Origin of the sequence: Psychrobacter sanguinis (genome assembly GCF_020736705.1) — a bacterium.
GTDB classification, from domain to species: domain Bacteria; phylum Pseudomonadota; class Gammaproteobacteria; order Pseudomonadales; family Moraxellaceae; genus Psychrobacter; species Psychrobacter sanguinis.
The window spans coordinates 3,166,819-3,185,228 of sequence record NZ_CP085990.1; the positions used below are offsets into that span (position 1 = coordinate 3,166,819).

The window sequence follows — 18,410 nt, forward strand, 5'->3', positions numbered from 1 at the left end:
TTAATTTAAGCACTAAAAACAGCGTTCATATAAACACTGAAATATGAAATATCCATTACGGTGCTATTTCAACCACTGCTAAATCTCTAACCATCAACTGAATATTTTGATTGCCATTCCATTCATTAATGTCTAATTCAAATAACACGTGTACCTCTTTGGCTCTATAGTCCCACTTAGCATTGTCATAATTAAACCAGATAGCATCAATCGGATACAGCACTCCAGGATATCTCAAAGAAAGTTTTAGATGCTTGTCTTTTAAGATGCGCGTCTCTATTACTTCAAATACCCCGTCAAATTGAGGGGGCACAAAGCCATGTCCCCAGATATAGCCTTGGGTCAAAGACTCTACAAACTGTAGGCTAAAATCCTGTGCCAATAAATTACCATCGGTAAATTGCTCTTCTTCAAATACTGAAGCATCATAGGTCTGCATTAAGTCTTCAAAAGCTTTGGCAAAGGCCTCAAAATCCTTTTTCTTGAGCGTTAGACCAGCGGCCATAGCATGACCCCCAAAATGAGTAATCAACTCAGGATCGCCCTCTGCGATGCTTTCAATGGCATCTCGAATATGAATACCGGGAATAGATCTGGCCGAGCCCTTAATGGCATCTTCGGCACCTAGCTTGGTGTCATCAGCTGGCGCAAAAACTATTGCTGGGCGATAATGGGTTTCTTTGAGCCTACCTGCCACAATACCAATCACCCCTTGATGCCAATCGTCTTGATATAAGATTAAACTACGTAAGTCACTAGGTTTAGATTTGTCTTCAGTAATTACATCTGTATCTGACTGGTTTGATTGAGAGTGCTGGGCTAACAGCTGACTACTATTTTCATCAGAATCTGAGTCTTGAGACGACTGTAATTGACGTAGGATATCATCAGCCTGATCACGCATCCCCCCTTCCACATAGCGACGTTCTTTATTCAGCTTATCTAACTCAAATGCCAAACGCTTAGCGTCTTCCATACTATCGGCGATTAAACATTCAATACCGATACTCATGTTGTCCATACGTCCAGCGGCGTTGATACGAGGTCCAATCACAAAGCCAAAATCCTGCACTGTCATTTTTCGCGGATCACGGCCAGCAAGCTCAAGTAAAGCTAAGATACCTAAAGAACAGCGACCTTCGCGGATGGCCACTAAGCCATGGGCAACTAAAGTTCGGTTATTGTGATCCAATACCCCAACATCGGCTATCGTCCCCAACGCCACTAAGTCTAGATAACGACTTACTTGCACGCTTGAGCGCCCCGCTTCACGTCGATACTTTGATAGCCGCCCTAATAGATAGAACGCCACACCCACACCCACCAAAGCTTTGCTGTCAAATGTACATTGCAGCTGGTTGGGATTAACTACCGCATCCGCTGCTGGGTTGGGCTTTGTGGTTAAATGATGGTCAGTAATAACTACGCTGATATTGTTCTCATTGGCTTTAGCCACCCCTTCATGGCTGGAAATACCATTGTCTACAGTGACAATCACCTCAGGTGCATACTGATCAATACCCAATTGCACTATCTCTGGAGTCAGACCATAGCCATATTTAAATCTATCTGGCACCACAAAGTCGACTTGAGCGCCCATTTCGGTCAATACCCTCATCATTAATGCGGTACTGGTCGCCCCGTCACAATCAAAGTCACCCACGATTAAAATGCGTTGCTGCTGCTCAATCGCCTCATCCAATATCTGAACCGCTTTATCGATATCTTTTAGACCATCAGCAGGCAATAAGCTCGATAAACCATATTCAAGCTCATCGCTACTGTCGACACCTCTTGCCAAAAATAAACGCGTTAAAGTTGGTGATTGCTGATACAAAGTTTGTAAATTTTCAGGCAGATCATCTGGTAATTTGCCAGTAAAACGAGGGGTTAAATTCAACATAGTTTTTAATATTTAACTCATTAAAGGAATAAAAAATGCGACATTTTGTTAAGCATTCTTATAGTAAAAGAATGATTTTTAAAATAAAATAATAATATTTTTACAAAACTTACGGTGTTATGGGTTGTAGATACAAACTAGCACTTGTGTCAAATGGTGGAGCCTTTAAACTTCTCGTTTACAAGCAGATAGCTCTCTATAACCTATTTGTCTATTACCTACTTGTCTATTAATAGATAGCACATAAATCGGACTTTGTCTTATAAGTCCATAACCTTGATTATTATACTACCTACTATAAGGATGCTTCATGATAACTCTTCCTGCAGCTGAAAAACTACCTGAAACTATTGATCCTGACTTAAACTTAGAACAGATTAAAAAAGAGTGCCAACAGCTGGTCAAAAAACGCGCTAAACTGTCTGCAGGTGCTGCTATCATTCCGGTCCCTTTCGTTGACGTCGCTATCGATGCGGGCATGTTAACTCAATTATTACCTGAAATTAGCGCCCGTTTTGGTCTTATATCTGAACGCGAATCTGCTATCGATTTAGATGCCAAAGAAATTCATTGGAGCGAAATGAAAAACCGTGCTGTAGATTTCGCCGGTTTAATGGCTACCCGTGGTGTTGTTAAAAAGACCGTTCAAGGTTATGGTGGACGTATTGTGGCCAAACAAGTAACTAAATTTGTTCCTCTAGGGGGCCAAATGGTGGCAGCGACTATGGGCTATATGATCTTTAAAAAGATTGCCAATGACCACATTGATGAGTGTTATAAATTGGCCAAAGGCCTGCAGCAAAACCAACATGGTAGCAATGTGTGAGATCTATCGGCTTAATGCTAAACCCATAAAAAGCTAAAAATAAAGCCCCCATATATTATGGGGGCTTTATTTTTAGCTTTTTAGAAAGTTTAACAAACGTCTATGACAATTTTCTGTGCCATTTTAATTTAACCAATTCTAACTTAAACAACACTGACCTAGCTTTGGTCAAAAAAGTGCTTGTTTAGAAAATATTGGTCAAAATGAGGTAGCTAATCATAGACATTGTTGCGGCTGCCGGTAAAGTAATCACCCAAGCTAGACCGATAGGCTTCATTAGCCCCCAGTTGGTATTTTTGTTGACCATACCAATGCCCAGTACTGCACCTACTAATACGTGTGTACTTGAAACCGGTAATCCCATCATAGACGCCCCCATTACCACGGTCGCTGCTGATAGTTCAGCTGAGAAACCAGAAGCAGGGTGCATTTCTGCAAGGTTGGTACCGACCGTCTGGATAACTTCTTTACCGATAAACCATAAGCCAACAATTAACGCCACACCAAAAGTTATCATAACAGGGGCAGGAACTGCCGCTTCACTGGCAATAGTATTGGTACGAATAACGTCCATAATCGCTGCAAAAGGACCCACAGCGTTGGCAATATCGTTAGCACCATGACTAAAGGCAAAACCAGCAGCGGTAAATACTTGCATCCAACTAAACAGGATAAAAGTGGCACGTGTTAGGTCTTCTTTTTGCTTACCTTTGATACTCTTGGTATAAATGTAAGTGGTTAACCAAATCAGCGCCCCAATCATAATCATTAGCAAGAAGCCATGCAATGAGGTCAACGTCATGTTTACGTTGCTTAACCCTTTGAATACTACCATGGCGGTCATTACTACCCCACCAAAGGCTGCAATCAAGGGAACCCAATTACGTAGAGCTTTAAGCGTATCAATACTATCTCTTTCACGCTCGATATCAAACAGTTCTTGGTAATAATCGGTCTCTAAATCATCACGCTCTGTGTCTTCATCTTTATAAATCTCTTGGTCACGTACCATCTTTGAGGTATAAGAAATTTGTAGAGATTCTGCCAGCTCGTTTAGCCATTCTTTATGACGTTTTTTGAGGGCTTTTTTGGCCGCTTTCAATTCTTTTACGCGCTCTTCAGCACGGTCGTTATAAGCCAAAATATTTGACTTAATTTGACCATATAAGAAATAGGCCAAACAACCGCCTAATAAGGGAGACAATACCCAAGAAATAGCGATTTCACCGACCTGGCTCCACTGCACGGTAGATAGTGCTGTTTCTGTGCCGCCAATTTGAATCCCCATGACCACCGAACTACCGACGACACCCCCAATAATTGAGTGAGTGGTAGAAACAGGAAGCCCCTTTTTGGTAGCAAATAACAACCAAAATGCAGCCGCAATTAAAGCAGACAACATCACGTAGATAAATAAATTCGGGGTAACCGCTGGGCCTAACGCATCAAGATCGACAATACCTTTACGGATCGTATCTGTGACTTCGCCGCCAGCAATAACCGCTCCAGACACTTCAAAAATAGCAGCAACTGCTAAAGCCTGTGGAATGGTTAGGGTGCCGGCCCCTACTGATGTACCAAATGAGTTAGCAACATCGTTACCGCCAATATTAAAGGCCATAAAGATGCCAAACAAAGTGGCTACAATAAACAGTAATACTTGCTGATGGTTAGTATAATCTAAGCCCCACCAAATAAAGTAGGCAGTAATAACAACAAGGAAAAGACCAAAGATAAGGTTTGCTTTTCCTGACCCCTTAAAATGGGTACCACTAGGTGTAGTTGACTTTGGAAGCATGATATTTCTGAGCCAATCGGAGGTGAAAATGTAAAACCCCGAGAAATCGGGGCTTCAATGAGTTAGTACAAGTCCATTTGATCGAGACATTTTTAAACACGGTGTAACCTTGGCTTGAGCCTAATTTATCACCGTGTTTTTGGCATTAATTAACAAGGTTTAACGCCAGCGAAATATAAACTGGCTATATTATACCCTCGTAAGGTTAAACTTGAAACATCTGTTTTTTTTAGTTCAAATTTTAATCACTTTCTCCAATTGAGCAATGGCATGATCTAACACTGCTAATCGTGCTGTACGCTTGTCATTAGTGGCTACCACATGCCAAGGTGCATGCTTAGTATTGGTCCGTGCGAGCATATCAGCAGCGGCTTGAACATAGTCTTGCCATTTATCACGATTGCGCCAATCATCTTCGGTAAGCTTAAATTGTTTGTGCGGTGTGTCCTTCCGGCCCTCAAAGCGCTCTAACTGCTCTTGCTTGTCTATGGCCAGCCAATATTTGATAATAATGGTCCCTTTTTCTGCCAAATCACGCTCCATGCGATTAATTTCTTCATAAGCGCGCTGCCAAGCCTGTTCACTAGCGAACCCTTCAATTCTTTCAACCAAGACTCGCCCGTACCAAGTTCTGTCAAAAATGGCAATTCGACTCAAACGTTCTTCTTTTATATTGGGCGAAAATTCAGGCAGACGCTTCCAGAATCGCCATAAATAAGGATGCTGCAATTCCATCTGATTTGGCGCAGAGATGTTATAGATTTGATATTCGCGAGGATCTAAAGGGGCAACCAATCGCTTAATAGCCCCGCCTTTGCCGGCTGCATCCATTCCTTCAAAAGCGAATATCACATGGTGATTGTTAGCTTCAGAGTCTCCTTTTTGATTTGCTTTATTAGCACGAGCACGTAGCAGTTCAGCCAGACGGCTCTGTTTTTTAGCAAGCGCTTTCTGATAATCTGATTTGCCCATGTCTGGGTCATCTATATCCGTTAATTTATCGGGTACATCTGCCCATGAAAAAGCAGCGTTTATATTTCGGCTGATATTAGACACTAAGGGATGTTGACTGTCATGTTGTTGACTGCTCAATAAGGCATTTTGGGTCGCATGTAGTACTTCATGGCAAAACTGTAGGTTGGCTTCTTGATTGTAGCCTTGGTCTTTATAGGCTTTTTTAACTTTATTTTCAGTAACATCTTCAGGGTCGCTACCATCGATAACTACCCAGTCTTGCTGCTGGCTCAAGATTACCTTGGCTATTTTATTGAATCGCTTCACTTTCTTTTTGTCTTGCCAATCCATGTGATATAACCACTCTGGATCTTCTTTATCATCCTTTATGCGGTACTTTAAAGTTTCCTCATCGATATGGAACCAACATTTTAAAAGCTTAGTATGGTTATTGATTAGATCGGCTTCGAATTCTGCCAATAAATTTAGTTGCTGACGTAGATAAATCTCCCAAGCCTCAAACTCTTCCCCCTCGTCTTTTTTGGCATCAGATTTGTCTTGCTTCATGAGTAGCAAAGCCCCTTCAATAAGGTCTGCATACCAGTTGCCAAAATAAGCAGTAATATTGCCATGACGAGGAAGCTTTGTGACATGGGCCTGCCAAATAGGCTCATAATGACTGGGTACAGTACCGTTAGTGGCTTCTACGTTCAGTAATCTAGGGTCTACCCACTGACGTAGTTGAGTCACAGCGGCGCCTTTACCTGAATACTCCATACCATTTACTAATACCAAAAGACCCGTTGCTTGTCCTTGTTGCCGTGTCTCACGCAGCGCATATTGCGCTTTAACTAATTCTAGACGCAGCTCATCTTCATCCATATGAAACTTACTCAAAGGATCGGCAGTAATACGCAATTCTTTTACTTCATTTTTATTATCTTTAGACATTTACTTATCCTTTAATCGGTTATCCATTATTTGTGTTATCAATGACAGTACGTTATATGGTCTATACAGGTCTTATACATATAATTGATGTTAGGCTTTGATATTATCTAGCACTTACATATAGTATTATCATAATCAAAACTAGGTTTGGTAAAATAAGGTTAATTAGCTTGTTTGTCACTAATGTTATTAACTATAAAACATCCGCTTAATACATTGCCACAAATTTATGACAAGGCAAATCCTTTGCGGCATAATCTTTATCAGATACTGTTACGTAAACCGTTTTTATTCAAATACTTTTACTTAAAATGATAATAATTTAATACTTTGCACCATAACTTACGTTATATTTTTTTAACACTTTTTTAATAATAATCAGGAGTCTATCTATGTCTGCCCTATCCGATCTAAATGTTAAGTTAAAGCAGTTCTGGGACTTACCCCATCATGATAATCCACAACTTGCTGCCAAATTAGCCGAAGTACAAAACTGGCAGAAAGACCGGATTCGCAAAACCCACGCTGATCTTTTTTCTCAACCAAAAAACAAACCGATGGCAGACTATTTTCTAACACATTTGTATGGTGGTGACAGCTTAAATCAAATCGTCAGTCAGCTAGAAAAAATTGTACCAAAAGCTCAAAAAGTTGAGAAATTAGCCCCTTCTGCGGCTTTAGAAACTGGTACTCTAGGTGTAGAAACAGCGATTACCTCTACCGAACTTGATCTTAAATTGGCTCAGTGGCTACTTGAGAATGATTTAGCGGTCAATGAAGAGAACATGAAAGCGGCCTATGTTGAAGTGAATGATGAAGCAGCGCGCCGTCAGCAAATCGAAGATTTAAGACAAGTATGCTATCGCAGTGATAAATATTTAAACTCATTTATCTTACAAAAGTCTTTTAAACTAGTGAAAAATCAAGCATATAAGCGTAACCTACAACCTTTATATGACTTTATTGATTCAGGATTTTCAGCGATGAAACCTCTGAAAAGTGTGGGCAGCTTTATAGATCCATTCTGTGAGCGTGAACTCGCCATTATCGATGAAGTTCACCGCGGGTCATAATCTGTACTTTAAACCTTTGTGATTTAAAGTATCACAGTGAGTTAACGTAAGGTGAGCAGCTATCAACCTCAAGCAGCTGCTCGCTATTTAGGGTATTATGATTACAGAGACGATGATTAAAAAATACTGTCATTAAATGTGCTCTCAGAAGCCGCGAATATCATCTACCCTCATCGACATTTGAAGGTATAAAGTACCGCGATATCTCAAATTAAAAATTTTAAAATCAAAAATTTCAGAATTAAGAAGCGTATAGTCAATAAATTGAGATTCACATAAGTCAAATAAGTACGCTGTTAATTTTAATGTTAATGCCTTTTTTAACGTCTATTTACTATCTCATACATAATAAAATCAGGATCTATAATGAGCCAATCCAACAATCAAAACAATGATACTGCTAGCCTACAAGATAAGTTGGTAAAAGACAGTATTGACCACAATCATCAGACCAATGCTCAAGTGCAACAGTCTTTACAGTCAAGCTCAGCGCAACAAACCGTTTTAAATGACCAGTTCAGTGATGTCTCTGAGTTGCCTGCCGGCACACCGCAAGGACAACAGACTACTCGTCCTTTTAATGCTCAAACTCAGAACAATCAAACTCAAAACAATCAAACTCAGCCTAACCAAAACTTTGCGGATTTAACTGGTCAATCAGAAGTGCCGCGTTTTAATCCCAAAGATGATATTAACAACCCACATACGCCAGATACCGATGGTCTTGAAGAGACTCATTTTGGTTATAAAAAAGTTAAAAAGGCGGAAAAACAGGCCAAAGTGGCAGATGTGTTCACTTCAGTAGCCAAAAAATACGACATTATGAATGACTTGATGTCTTTTGGTATTCACCGCTTATGGAAGCGCTATACCATCAGTTTATCGGGCGTTCGTGCCGGTCAACATGTGCTAGATATTGCCGGCGGTACAGGTGATTTAGCAAAAGCGTTTAGCCGTGAAGTCGGTCGTAACGGTAGAGTCGTTTTATCAGACATTAACGCGGCCATGTTGGACGTGGGACGTGAGCGTCTTATCAATGCTGGCTGTAATAACGTTGATTTCGTTTTAGCAAACGCTGAAACCTTAGCGCCTTTTGAAGATGAAAGCTTCGACTTATTGACTATCAGCTTTGGTCTACGTAACGTGACTGACAAAGATGCTGCCCTGCGTGCTATGTACCGTGTATTGAAGCCAGGTGGACGTCTGCTTATTTTAGAGTTCTCAAAACCTATCTTTGAGCCATTATCAAAAGCTTACGATCTATACTCGTTTACGGCGTTACCGCTTATGGGTAAGATTGTCGCCAATGACTCTGAGAGCTATCAGTACTTAGCTGAATCAATCCGCATGCATCCTAATCAGCAAACGCTGAAAAACATGATGGAAAATGCTGGCTTTGTAAACTGTGATTATCATAACTTAACGGCAGGTATCGTTGCCGTTCACCGTGGCTTCAAAAAATAAAACCTTAGAAGCAGCAGACAGTATTAATGTTTAGTCTTCTGCTTCTATTTACCAGACTAAAATCAGATTTTAGGCGGCGACATATGTTTACAGTTTTAATTTTGACCGGTATAGAAAAACTCATAAATTTTGCTATTTCGAGCGATCAAATTACCAAAGCAGGACTCACGCCTCTTACTGGTAAAGTGTTGCGCTTAACTATGACTGTGCCTGAATTTAACATCGACGTGCATTTTAATGAAGACCACATTAGATTTGAGCCAGTATCCAAACTGGAGCAAGGTCTATTTGAAACCCCAGGTCATGCTATTGACCCAGAAAGAAGCCAAGCGTGGCAAGAATATGTGTCTATCGGTAGCATCCTACCAGACTGTACCATCAATGTTGAAAACCCCGCCGAACTAATGAACCTGATGCGCGATACCAGTGGCAACCTACCCATTGAAGGCGATCACCGAGTATTAATGCAGGTGAAGCAGCTTGTTTCTGGCTTCAATCCAGATATTGCTGGTCAACTTGAACCCTTAATTGGCACACCGTTGGCCATGCAGCTAAATTTGTTGATTAACTCTTTAAAAGGCAATGTACGTCATACGGCAAAGCATGCTTTTAATGATGTGGCAGATTGGGCCAATGAGGTGGCAGGCAATCAAGCGCCTGACCCAGAGGTTGAAGCCGAAGCCAATGATTTGAAACAGCAACTGCTTAGACTTCGTGCTGATGTAGAGCGTGAAGAAGCGCGTCTGGCAATGATTAAAGCGGAACAAGCCCGCATTAAAGGCGATAGTCAGCCCTAGCTTTTATAGCATTTAAATTAGTATTCCTCTTTGCTTCATTTAAGCCATCCCTTCTGGGATGGCTTTTTTGTCTGTTTATGCGCTATCGATTTGTCCTTCGAATTGTCTTATCTTATGCGTCTCAGCCATTCTTAAAATGGTTTACCCGTGGTATCATTAATGCCAATTATTTAAGCTATCAACGACTCAACGGTTGACCATAGCTTTCTTCAAACTCCTGATATGGGTTGCTCCACATGCTGTTATCTCATCGCAAACGTCTTCTTGAACTTTGGCGCATCGCTGCTCATTACCGTCTTGACACTCACCTTCCTGTAGAAGATGCACCGCAGCTACAATCTGTGGCTCGCATGATTAAATCCCATCCAGCCGCTTGGGGCAAACAACATCAAGACAATGGGGTTAAGTTTGCGCTTGAGGAAATGGGCACCTTATTTTTAAAGCTAGGACAGCTGCTCTCTACTCGGCGTGATTTGGTAACACCGGCCATTATCGACCAGTTGGTTCAGCTGCAAGACAGGGTTAAACCGTTCGATGTCAATATTGCCATTGCCCAGATTGAAGACCCCAAGTTTGGATTGGGTAAAAGCATCAATACTCTTTTTGCCCGTTTCGATACCAAGCCGTTAGCCGCAGCCTCTATAGCACAGGTACATACGGCAGCGTTATACGATGGCCGTGAAGTAGTGGTCAAAGTGGTGCGCCCTGATATTCGTGAGCGTATTGTTTCAGACTTTGAGTTGTTGCGTGATATGGCACAGTGGGCCTCTGCTCGCCTTGAAGCCGCCCGTGCGGTTCGTATTATCGATGTGGTGGAAGATTACCGTCAGATTATGCTGAACGAGCTTGACCTAACCTTTGAAGCAGACAATACCACTAAGATGCGTAATAACTTTTTAGGCTCATCAATGATGTATGTGCCTGAAGTTTATGCCGATTCAAAAAACGTGATGGTCATGGAGCGTATTGTCGGGGTACCCATTTCTCAGACTCACGTATTTGATGAGCTGCAATATGACCGCGCTGCTCTTGCAGAGAAAGGCTTAACCATATTTTTCACTCAAGTATTCCGCGACAACTTTTTCCATGCCGACATGCACCCAGGCAACGTCTTTGTGGAGACACTTCCTGCCGATACCCCAGAGCCCTATCGCTTCTACCCTAGATATATAGGCTTAGATTGCGCCATTATGGGTGAACTGTCAAAAGACGACCAAATGATCGTGGCCCGTATGCTACTGGCTGTAATGAACAACAACTTCACCAATTTGGTAGACATTGTCAGTCGTGCCGGCTGGATTCCGCCCAATACCGATAAGCACGCGCTGACCCGTGACATGCGTCGTACTGTTGCTCCCATGGTGTTAAAGCCCATTAATGAAATAGACTTTGCTGGGGTGTTGATGCAAATTTTGGACATTGCACGTCGCCACCACATGAGTATCCCGCCACAGCTGATGTTGCTATTAAAAACGTTGGTACACGTCGAAGGCTTAGGTCGTGATTTGTATCCGGAGCTTGATATTTGGTCTTTGGCCAAGCCCATCTTGACGGGCTGGGTAAAAGAGCAGCTCGACCCCGTTCGCAACATGCGTGAACTACGTGAACAGCTACCCGAGCTTTTATTATCAACAGCGCAAGTGCCTAAGTTATTGGATCAAGGGTTGCAAAGCATGGCCTCTCAGGGTGCCAGACAAGATCAACAGCTGCGTGAGATACAACAAATTCGAGCAGACATGCTTAATGACCGACGTAAAGACTGGATTGCGTTGGCTGGCTTTGTAATCAGCGTGGCTATTGCTACACAGGTTATCGGCTGGTTGTCTCCCCTATTTTATATATTAGCCATATTATTTGTTATATGGCGTATCTTAGGTTAAATTTTTATCGTTCTTTATAGCGGCTGGTTATTGAAAGAAAGCCAGCATGCTTTGCCTATAAATTTCTCTACCTACACCGTTTTTTAAATAGCTTGTTCTTAGATAATTTGTTTTTCATATAATCGAGTGAGTGTGATCCATGCGTAGTGCCTCCATAACCCTAAATTCTGCTGCTTTAACTCATAACTTAACGCAAGTCATAAACGCCATTCCTGAAAAAACCAAGGTATTGGCCATGGTTAAGGCAGATGCTTATGGTCATGGTGTCAAATACTGTTTACCTAGCTTACAGAAAGCTGATGGTCTAGGCGTGGCTTGCTTTACCGAAGCTAAGCAAATACGTGATTTAGGCTGGCAAAAAGTACTGGTATTAATTGAAGGGGTATTTAGTCAACAAGAATGGGCTGAGTCTATAGAAGCTGAATGTCAAAGCATCATTCATCATCAGAACCAAGTGCAGTGGGCATTACAACAAGTACCGGCTAGCAACTCTCCCTGCCGTACCATATGGTTAAAGCTAAACACGGGTATGAACCGCTTAGGTTTTGAACCTGAAGAGTTAGTGTCTGTGGCCCAAACGCTAGTAGATGCTGGATACAACCTTATTCTGACCAGCCACTTCGCCAATGCTGACCGTCCTGAACATCCCTCAAATACCAATCAAATTAAGATGTTTACTGAGTCGCTGCAAGACCTACGTGAAAAAGTTGATCCCAACATAAAAGCCTCTTTATGTAATTCTGCAGGGATTATTAATTTCCCTGAGTGTCATTTTGATTGGGTACGTCCAGGCATTATGCTCTACGGCAGTACCCCTTTAGACGGTATCAGTGCTCAAAGTCTACAGTTAAAGCCAGTAATGAGCTTTTCGGCAAGCTTAATGGCCATTCATAATATCGCGGCCGGCGCTCATGTGGGCTATGGCAGCCGCTTTGTTGCTAATCGTCCTATCGTTAAAGGTATTGTTAGCATTGGTTACGGCGATGGCTATCCTCGTGTGGTTGATGGGTCAGCTTGGGTCAGCGTACAGCTAGCAGCCCACGAGAATGAAACAGACATAGACCGCTCTACCGAAAATGACATAGGGTCGACCACGGTTAGACGCTATAAATGTCCCGTAATTGGACGAGTGGCCATGGACATGATTGCCATTGATTTAACCGAAGTGCCTAACCCAACTGTGGGCTGTCAAGTTACGTTATGGGGCGACCCTGATGAGGCGGCGCCGAGTGTCGATGACATCGCTAACTCTGCACATACACTAGGTTATGAGCTATTGTGCCGTGTTACCCAACGTCCGATTCGTATTACTATATAGTTATAAAAAAGCCTGTATGACTGCTCGGATTAAGGTTGTGTCAAATTAAAGTCGAGCGAACTGTTTTCACATAGACATAAATTTCGCTATACTGAGAGTTTAGTCATTTATTTGTTAACACTTTTTAACTCAATTAACTGTTATTTAAAGAGAGTCTCATGAGCGTGCGCCATTTTTTAACTCTACTCGATTTGTCCCCAACTGAGCTTGACGCTCTGATTAAGCGTGCAAGTGAGCTTCGAAAAATGCAACATGCAGGTGAAGTTTACCAACCGTTTGTGGGTCGTACTTTGGGGATGATTTTTGAAAAATCTTCTACCCGAACGCGCATCTCGTTTGAGACTGGTATGGGGCAATTTGGTGGCCACGCTATCTTTTTATCGCCCAAAGACACGCAGCTGGGTCGTGGTGAGCCAATTGAAGATTCTGCTCGAGTCATCTCTAGCATGGTCGATATCATTATGATTCGTACCTTTGAACACGAAAAAGTAGAAAAGTTTGCTGAGTACTCTTCGGTCCCTATCATTAACGCTTTAACGGACGATTTCCATCCCTGCCAATTGCTTGCTGACATGCAAACCTTCTATGAGCACCGTGGTAGCATTAAAGACAAAATCGTTACTTGGGTGGGTGACGGTAACAACATGTGTTCTTCATTTATGATGGCAGCCCACCAGTTTGGCTTTGAACTAAGAGTGGCGGCGCCTTATGGCTTTGAGCCCAACCCAGATTTAATGGAAAAATTTAAACATTGTGTCAGCTTAGTAGAAGATGTTCAGGATGCCGCTAAAGACGCTCACCTGATCGTGACCGATGTTTGGGCCAGTATGGGTCAAGAGAGTGAACAAAACACCCGTGCGCGCCGCTTCGCTCCCTATCAAGTTACCCCTTCTATGCTGGATAAAGCAGACCCAGAGGTGTTATTTATGCACTGCTTGCCAGCGCACCGTGGTGAAGAAATCTCTCATGATTTATTAGATGATCCGCGTTCTGTAGTCTGGGATGAAGCAGAAAACCGTTTGCATGCCCAAAAAGCTCTAATGGAGTTCTTATTAAAAGACAAAATCAAATTGAGCTAATCATTTGCTTGATGCACTAAGCGCAATAGGATGAAAATACTCATTAAAAAAGGCTAAGCAATATTGCTTAGCCTTTTTTAATGAGCGTTGTTTTCAATGTCTGTTTTTCTGCGCTTAAAACAATTGTGCTCTACCCTGCTATGCTCTGCAAAAACTCTTCGAGCACTTCATTCAACAGCTCAGGCTGTTCAACAGGGGTACTGTGCCCTGAGCCTTTAATGACGGCGAATTTGGAGCCTTTAATCGCAAAATGTATTTTCTGAGCTTTTGGATAAGGTGTTGCGTTATCTTCATCACCCACTACTACTAAAGTTGGCAAATCAATTTCATGTAGACGGCTTAAGACCTCATCACGTTCTATAACGCCGCGAGTGGCTCTAATCGCCCCCTTTTTATTATTTTGATTCAGATAACCTAACCAAGTTTTATAGTCTTTCTTGCGTGATTTATCATTTAAAAAAGTCTTACCAAACATAATGGGCATGACCTTTTTACTCACCTGCTTTATGCCTACCCACTTAATGGCTGTCAGCAGCTTTTCATAATCCGCTTTTTTGTCCGTACTTTCTTCCTGGGCGCTGGTATCTAATAAAATAAGAGACTGCAATAAATCGGGACGTTTTAAAGCGACACGCTGGGCCACAAAGCCGCCCATAGACAAACCAATTAAATGGCATTTTTTAATCTCTAATGTTTCTAGTAAAGCGATGGCATCGTCGGCTAGAGTGTCCATGTCATAACCCACTTTGGTAACTTGCGACTTGCCTTGACCTCTAAAGTCAAACGCGATACAGCGATAGTCGTCTTTAAAATAGTCGACTTGTTTATCGTATAAATGGGTGCCCCATAACAACCCGTGTGCGAACAGTAGCACAGGTTTCCGTTGTGTTATAGGAAGATTATCTTGCTCAGGAGCGCTGTCTTGGTAATAAATTTCAGCACCATTGATAGAAATATGAGGCATAGGTTTGACATCCTTGTCGGTTAATTAAAATAGATAAAAGGCAGCCATAGGGTGCATTGGCCCGCTGGCTGCCTTCTTTATTTAACCACAAACCCAGTCATTAGAAATGACTTATTTATACTAACGCTGTAACAGCTCAACACCTGTCGACTTAGCAATCAATAATTTATCAGCTTGATTGGCCGCAAAAATACCGTTGCAGACCACGCCCACGATGTTATTTAAGGTTTGTTCCATTTCGCTGGCACTGTCAATTTGCAGATTATAAGTGTCTAAGATTAAATTACCATAATCTGTGACAAACCCTTCTCTATATACAGGCTCACCGCCTAATTTAACCAATTCGCGAGCCACATAAGAACGGGCTTGAGGCAGGACTTCAATTGGTACTGGGAACTCAACCCCTAACTGAGTTACCCATTTACTTTCGTCCACTAAGCACAAAAATTCTTTGGACGCTGCCGCCACGATTTTCTCACGGGTTAGGGCACCGCCGCCGCCTTTAATCAATTGTAAATTAGGGTTTACTTCGTCAGCACCATCGATATATAAGTCAAGCTCGCCCACAAAGTTTAGGTCCATAACCTCAATACCTAACGCTTCTAGCTTATCCTGAGTGACTTTTGAGCTGGCCACAGCGCCTTTTAGTTTCACTTGTGGCAGTAAATCAATCAGACAGTTCACGGTACTGCCTGTGCCCACGCCCAAAATCATGCCGTCATCAATAGAGGCCAATGCGGCTTTTGCGACTTCTTGTTTAAGCTTTAGTTGCTGACTCATAATTGCCCTTTTCATTTATGAAATTAAGAAGATATGGTAATGATACTAACTGCTGTGATAGTGATACTAACTTAAGTAATCAACCATCGTCGTGATTTATTAAGTTGCCATAATATCAAATCTGCCTTTATTTTTCGCCACTTTTGCCCTTAAATGCCTTATTTTTAATCGGTTAATAAAAGTTATCTATTAAATAAACTAATATCATCAATAATTTCGCTGCTAAAACTTGCAGGATTAAAAAAAACAGCATACGCTTAACAGCGACAACAATAAGAATGACTTATCTAAATGTACTGTCTAAATATGATGAGTCACAGGTCATAGGCTAATAACCGACAACCAATCAATGGGCAAATAAATTCTTAGGACTATCTATGCTATCAAAATGGGTTCGTAACATTCTCCAGGCTACCGTGTATGACGTCGCTATCCAGACACCTTTAGATTTCGCACCAAAACTTTCTACTCGCTTTAATAATGACATTCGTTTAAAACGAGAAGATTTACAGCCTGTTTTTTCATTTAAGTTACGTGGCGCCTATAATCGAATTAGTCAGTTGTCTGAACAACAAAAAGCGCAAGGGGTTATTTGTGCTTCAGCCGGTAACCATGCTCAAGGCGTGGCATTTTCTGCTGCTAAGTTAGGGCTTAAAAATATTATTGTGATGCCCACCACTACCCCCGATATTAAAGTTAAAGCGGTGAAAGCTTTAGGCGGTAATGTTGACCTATATGGGGACAGCTTCGATGATTCTAATCGCTATGCCATCGAGCGCTCTATTAAAGAAGGTTTGACCTATATTCCACCGTATGATGATGAACTGGTGATTGCCGGTCAAGGTACGGTGGCCATGGAGATTAACCAACAGTGGCGCGATGTAGAGTATGTGTTCGTCCCAGTCGGTGGCGGCGGGCTTCTCGCCGGTATCGCTGCTTTTTTGGGTGATGTGGCGCCTCAGGTCAAAGTCATTGCGGTTGAGCCCGAGGGGGCTGCTAGCCTAAAGGCTGCCATAGAAGCCAATGAGCGCGTTAAACTGTCACAAGTAAGCTTGTTTGTGGATGGTACGGCGGTGGCTCAGATTGGCGAGCTGCCTTATGAAGTATTCAATCTACAAAAAAGTGATAACTCAGGAAAGCTTATTGAACAACAGGTTATCACTTGTAGTAATGATGAGGTTTGTGCCGCAGTCAAAGATGTTTTTGAAGAAAACCGCAGTATCGTTGAGCCTTCAGGAGCATTGGCATTGGCAGGTATGAAAAAATACTTAGCTGAAAATCAACTGACGGGCAAAAACTGCGTGGCCATTATCTCTGGTGCCAATATGAACTTTGACCGCCTGCGTTATATTGCGGAGCGCACTGAGATCGGTGAGAAAAAAGAAGCGGTATTCGCTGTTACCATTCCTGAGCGTACCGGTGCCTTCTTAGAATTCTGCCGCGACCTAAAAGGCCGTAATATTACAGAATTTAACTACCGCGCTCGTAGTCGCACCTCTCCTGATTCTTTAGAGCCTGCCAGTATCTTTGTCGGGATTGCTCTTAAAGAGGGTGACAAAGAACGTCATATCATTGCCAACTCTTTACATGAGGCAGGTTATGATGCTCATGACTTAACCGATGATGATATTGCAAAATCACATATTCGCTACTTAATCGGTGGTCATGCCGGTATGGAAGACGAGCAGCTGTTTAAAGTCAGCTTTCCAGAGCGCCCAGGTGCCCTACTTAACTTCCTAGAAAAACTGGGACCAGATTACAACATTACTTTGTTCCACTATCGCAATCACGGGGCTGCTGACGGGCGCGTATTGGTAGGGATACAAGCGACTGCGACGAGCTCACGTGCGGTCCAAGATACCTTACAAGAGATTGGTTACGACTGCATGCCTATCACTGATAACATTGGTTATCAGCTGTTTTTAAAGTAACGTTGAATCGTTACTGGTTAGCCGATTAGTCTTTGTTCAAAATAATGCCCCCTTATTCTTTATCTCTGCCTTATGAGTCCTTTAAAGAAAATGGCATTATTTTGAACACTGTAGAGAGATATGGTTTTGAAGATTTCGGCAAGACAGATATTCTCTATAGTGACTTTGGTCACCTTGTTTTGCTCTGCTCATGCTGAACTGATTGATGAGTCAAAGACTCTGGTTATGACAGAAGGACAGGCTAAAGAATATTATGCACGAACCTTCGCGGCTAGGGATGCCAGTTGGAGAGTAAGGCCCATAATCTCTATTCCTGCGCAGGTTAGAATGACATCAAAACCAGGTACTCGATATAGGGTTACTTTAAAATTACTCATTGATAAACACGGTAATATTATTGAAGCTACCTTGCTTAAATCTAGCGGAAATAGCCAGTTGGACGCATCAGCCATACACGCTGTCAAGCTAGCCAAACTCAATCCTTTTGTTGAAAATGGAGAAGCCGTCATGGGGCAAGTTTTCTTACCCATACACTATATAATGCAATAATTTTAATAACAGAATTATGCTCGAGTTAGCTTCTACCTAAGCTGGGTTTTGACCTTGGATACGATTTATATTTGATTGAATTTGTTGGCTTTTGTCCCCATAAATAAACCATACAAGTGCTTAATAAAATAAATGGCTCATTA

The 18,410-nt window shown here is 42.1% G+C and carries 14 protein-coding genes; 9 read left to right on the forward strand and 5 right to left on the reverse strand.

Annotated features, from left to right (window positions below; translation table 11 throughout):
- Window positions 1-55: 55 nt before the first annotated feature.
- Window positions 56-1,903 (reverse strand): single-stranded-DNA-specific exonuclease RecJ, encoded by a 1,848-nt coding sequence (gene recJ, locus LK453_RS13325; protein ID WP_201535944.1) that lies wholly within the window; start codon window positions 1,901-1,903, stop codon window positions 56-58.
- Window positions 1,904-2,213: 310 nt separating this feature from the next.
- Between recJ and LK453_RS13330 the strand changes: the two genes are divergently transcribed.
- On the forward strand, window positions 2,214-2,729 hold the full coding sequence (locus tag LK453_RS13330; protein WP_007393911.1) for a hypothetical protein: 516 nt from the start codon (window positions 2,214-2,216) through the stop codon (window positions 2,727-2,729).
- A 184-nt stretch (window positions 2,730-2,913) separates the two neighbouring features.
- Here LK453_RS13330 and LK453_RS13335 read toward each other — a convergent pair whose 3' ends face one another.
- Both LK453_RS13335 and LK453_RS13340 read right to left on the reverse strand, forming a co-directional pair.
- A complete protein-coding gene (locus tag LK453_RS13335; protein ID WP_201535942.1) occupies window positions 2,914-4,527 on the reverse strand; it encodes an inorganic phosphate transporter in 1,614 nt (537 codons plus the stop codon).
- A 234-nt stretch (window positions 4,528-4,761) separates the two neighbouring features.
- On the reverse strand, window positions 4,762-6,432 hold the full coding sequence (locus LK453_RS13340; protein ID WP_201535940.1) for an ATPase: 1,671 nt from the start codon (window positions 6,430-6,432) through the stop codon (window positions 4,762-4,764).
- A gap of 392 nt (window positions 6,433-6,824) precedes the next feature.
- Here LK453_RS13340 and LK453_RS13345 point away from each other — a divergent pair, with 392 nt between their 5' ends.
- The 6 genes from LK453_RS13345 to argF all read left to right on the forward strand — a co-directional run bounded on the left by LK453_RS13345 (window position 6,825) and on the right by argF (window position 14,043).
- Window positions 6,825-7,505 carry an FFLEELY motif protein gene (locus tag LK453_RS13345; RefSeq protein ID WP_007393915.1) on the forward strand — a complete coding sequence of 227 codons (681 nt, stop codon included), beginning with the start codon at window positions 6,825-6,827 and terminating at the stop codon, window positions 7,503-7,505.
- Window positions 7,506-7,871: 366 nt separating this feature from the next.
- The gene (ubiE, locus tag LK453_RS13350; protein ID WP_201535937.1) at window positions 7,872-8,969 is read left to right on the forward strand and encodes a bifunctional demethylmenaquinone methyltransferase/2-methoxy-6-polyprenyl-1,4-benzoquinol methylase UbiE; all 1,098 of its coding nucleotides are present in this window, start codon (window positions 7,872-7,874) and stop codon (window positions 8,967-8,969) included.
- Between the two features lie 83 nt (window positions 8,970-9,052).
- Window positions 9,053-9,766, forward strand: a complete 714-nt coding sequence (locus LK453_RS13355) for a ubiquinone biosynthesis accessory factor UbiJ (RefSeq protein WP_044297965.1) — start codon at window positions 9,053-9,055, stop codon at window positions 9,764-9,766.
- 236 nt (window positions 9,767-10,002) lie between these two features.
- Window positions 10,003-11,646 (forward strand): ABC1 kinase family protein, encoded by a 1,644-nt coding sequence (locus LK453_RS13360; protein WP_007393919.1) that lies wholly within the window; start codon window positions 10,003-10,005, stop codon window positions 11,644-11,646.
- 139 nt (window positions 11,647-11,785) lie between these two features.
- Entirely contained in the window at window positions 11,786-12,964 is a 1,179-nt protein-coding gene (alr, locus tag LK453_RS13365; protein WP_007393920.1) for an alanine racemase, read from the forward strand.
- A 158-nt stretch (window positions 12,965-13,122) separates the two neighbouring features.
- Complete coding sequence (argF, locus tag LK453_RS13370; RefSeq protein ID WP_007393921.1) at window positions 13,123-14,043, forward strand: ornithine carbamoyltransferase; 921 nt, start codon at window positions 13,123-13,125, stop codon at window positions 14,041-14,043.
- 130 nt (window positions 14,044-14,173) lie between these two features.
- Here the strand turns inward: argF and LK453_RS13375 are convergent, their stop codons facing one another.
- Together LK453_RS13375 and rpiA are read right to left on the reverse strand one after the other, a co-directional pair.
- Window positions 14,174-15,007, reverse strand: coding sequence for an alpha/beta fold hydrolase (locus LK453_RS13375; RefSeq protein WP_007393922.1), 834 nt, complete (start codon window positions 15,005-15,007; stop codon window positions 14,174-14,176).
- A 120-nt stretch (window positions 15,008-15,127) separates the two neighbouring features.
- A complete protein-coding gene (gene rpiA / locus LK453_RS13380; protein WP_201527608.1) occupies window positions 15,128-15,787 on the reverse strand; it encodes a ribose-5-phosphate isomerase RpiA in 660 nt (219 codons plus the stop codon).
- Between the two features lie 377 nt (window positions 15,788-16,164).
- Here rpiA and ilvA point away from each other — a divergent pair, with 377 nt between their 5' ends.
- Together ilvA and LK453_RS13390 are read left to right on the forward strand one after the other, a co-directional pair.
- Window positions 16,165-17,718 carry a threonine ammonia-lyase, biosynthetic gene (ilvA, locus tag LK453_RS13385; protein ID WP_007393924.1) on the forward strand — a complete coding sequence of 518 codons (1,554 nt, stop codon included), beginning with the start codon at window positions 16,165-16,167 and terminating at the stop codon, window positions 17,716-17,718.
- 225 nt (window positions 17,719-17,943) lie between these two features.
- A complete protein-coding gene (locus LK453_RS13390; RefSeq protein WP_167896340.1) occupies window positions 17,944-18,267 on the forward strand; it encodes an energy transducer TonB in 324 nt (107 codons plus the stop codon).
- Window positions 18,268-18,410 lie beyond the last annotated feature (143 nt).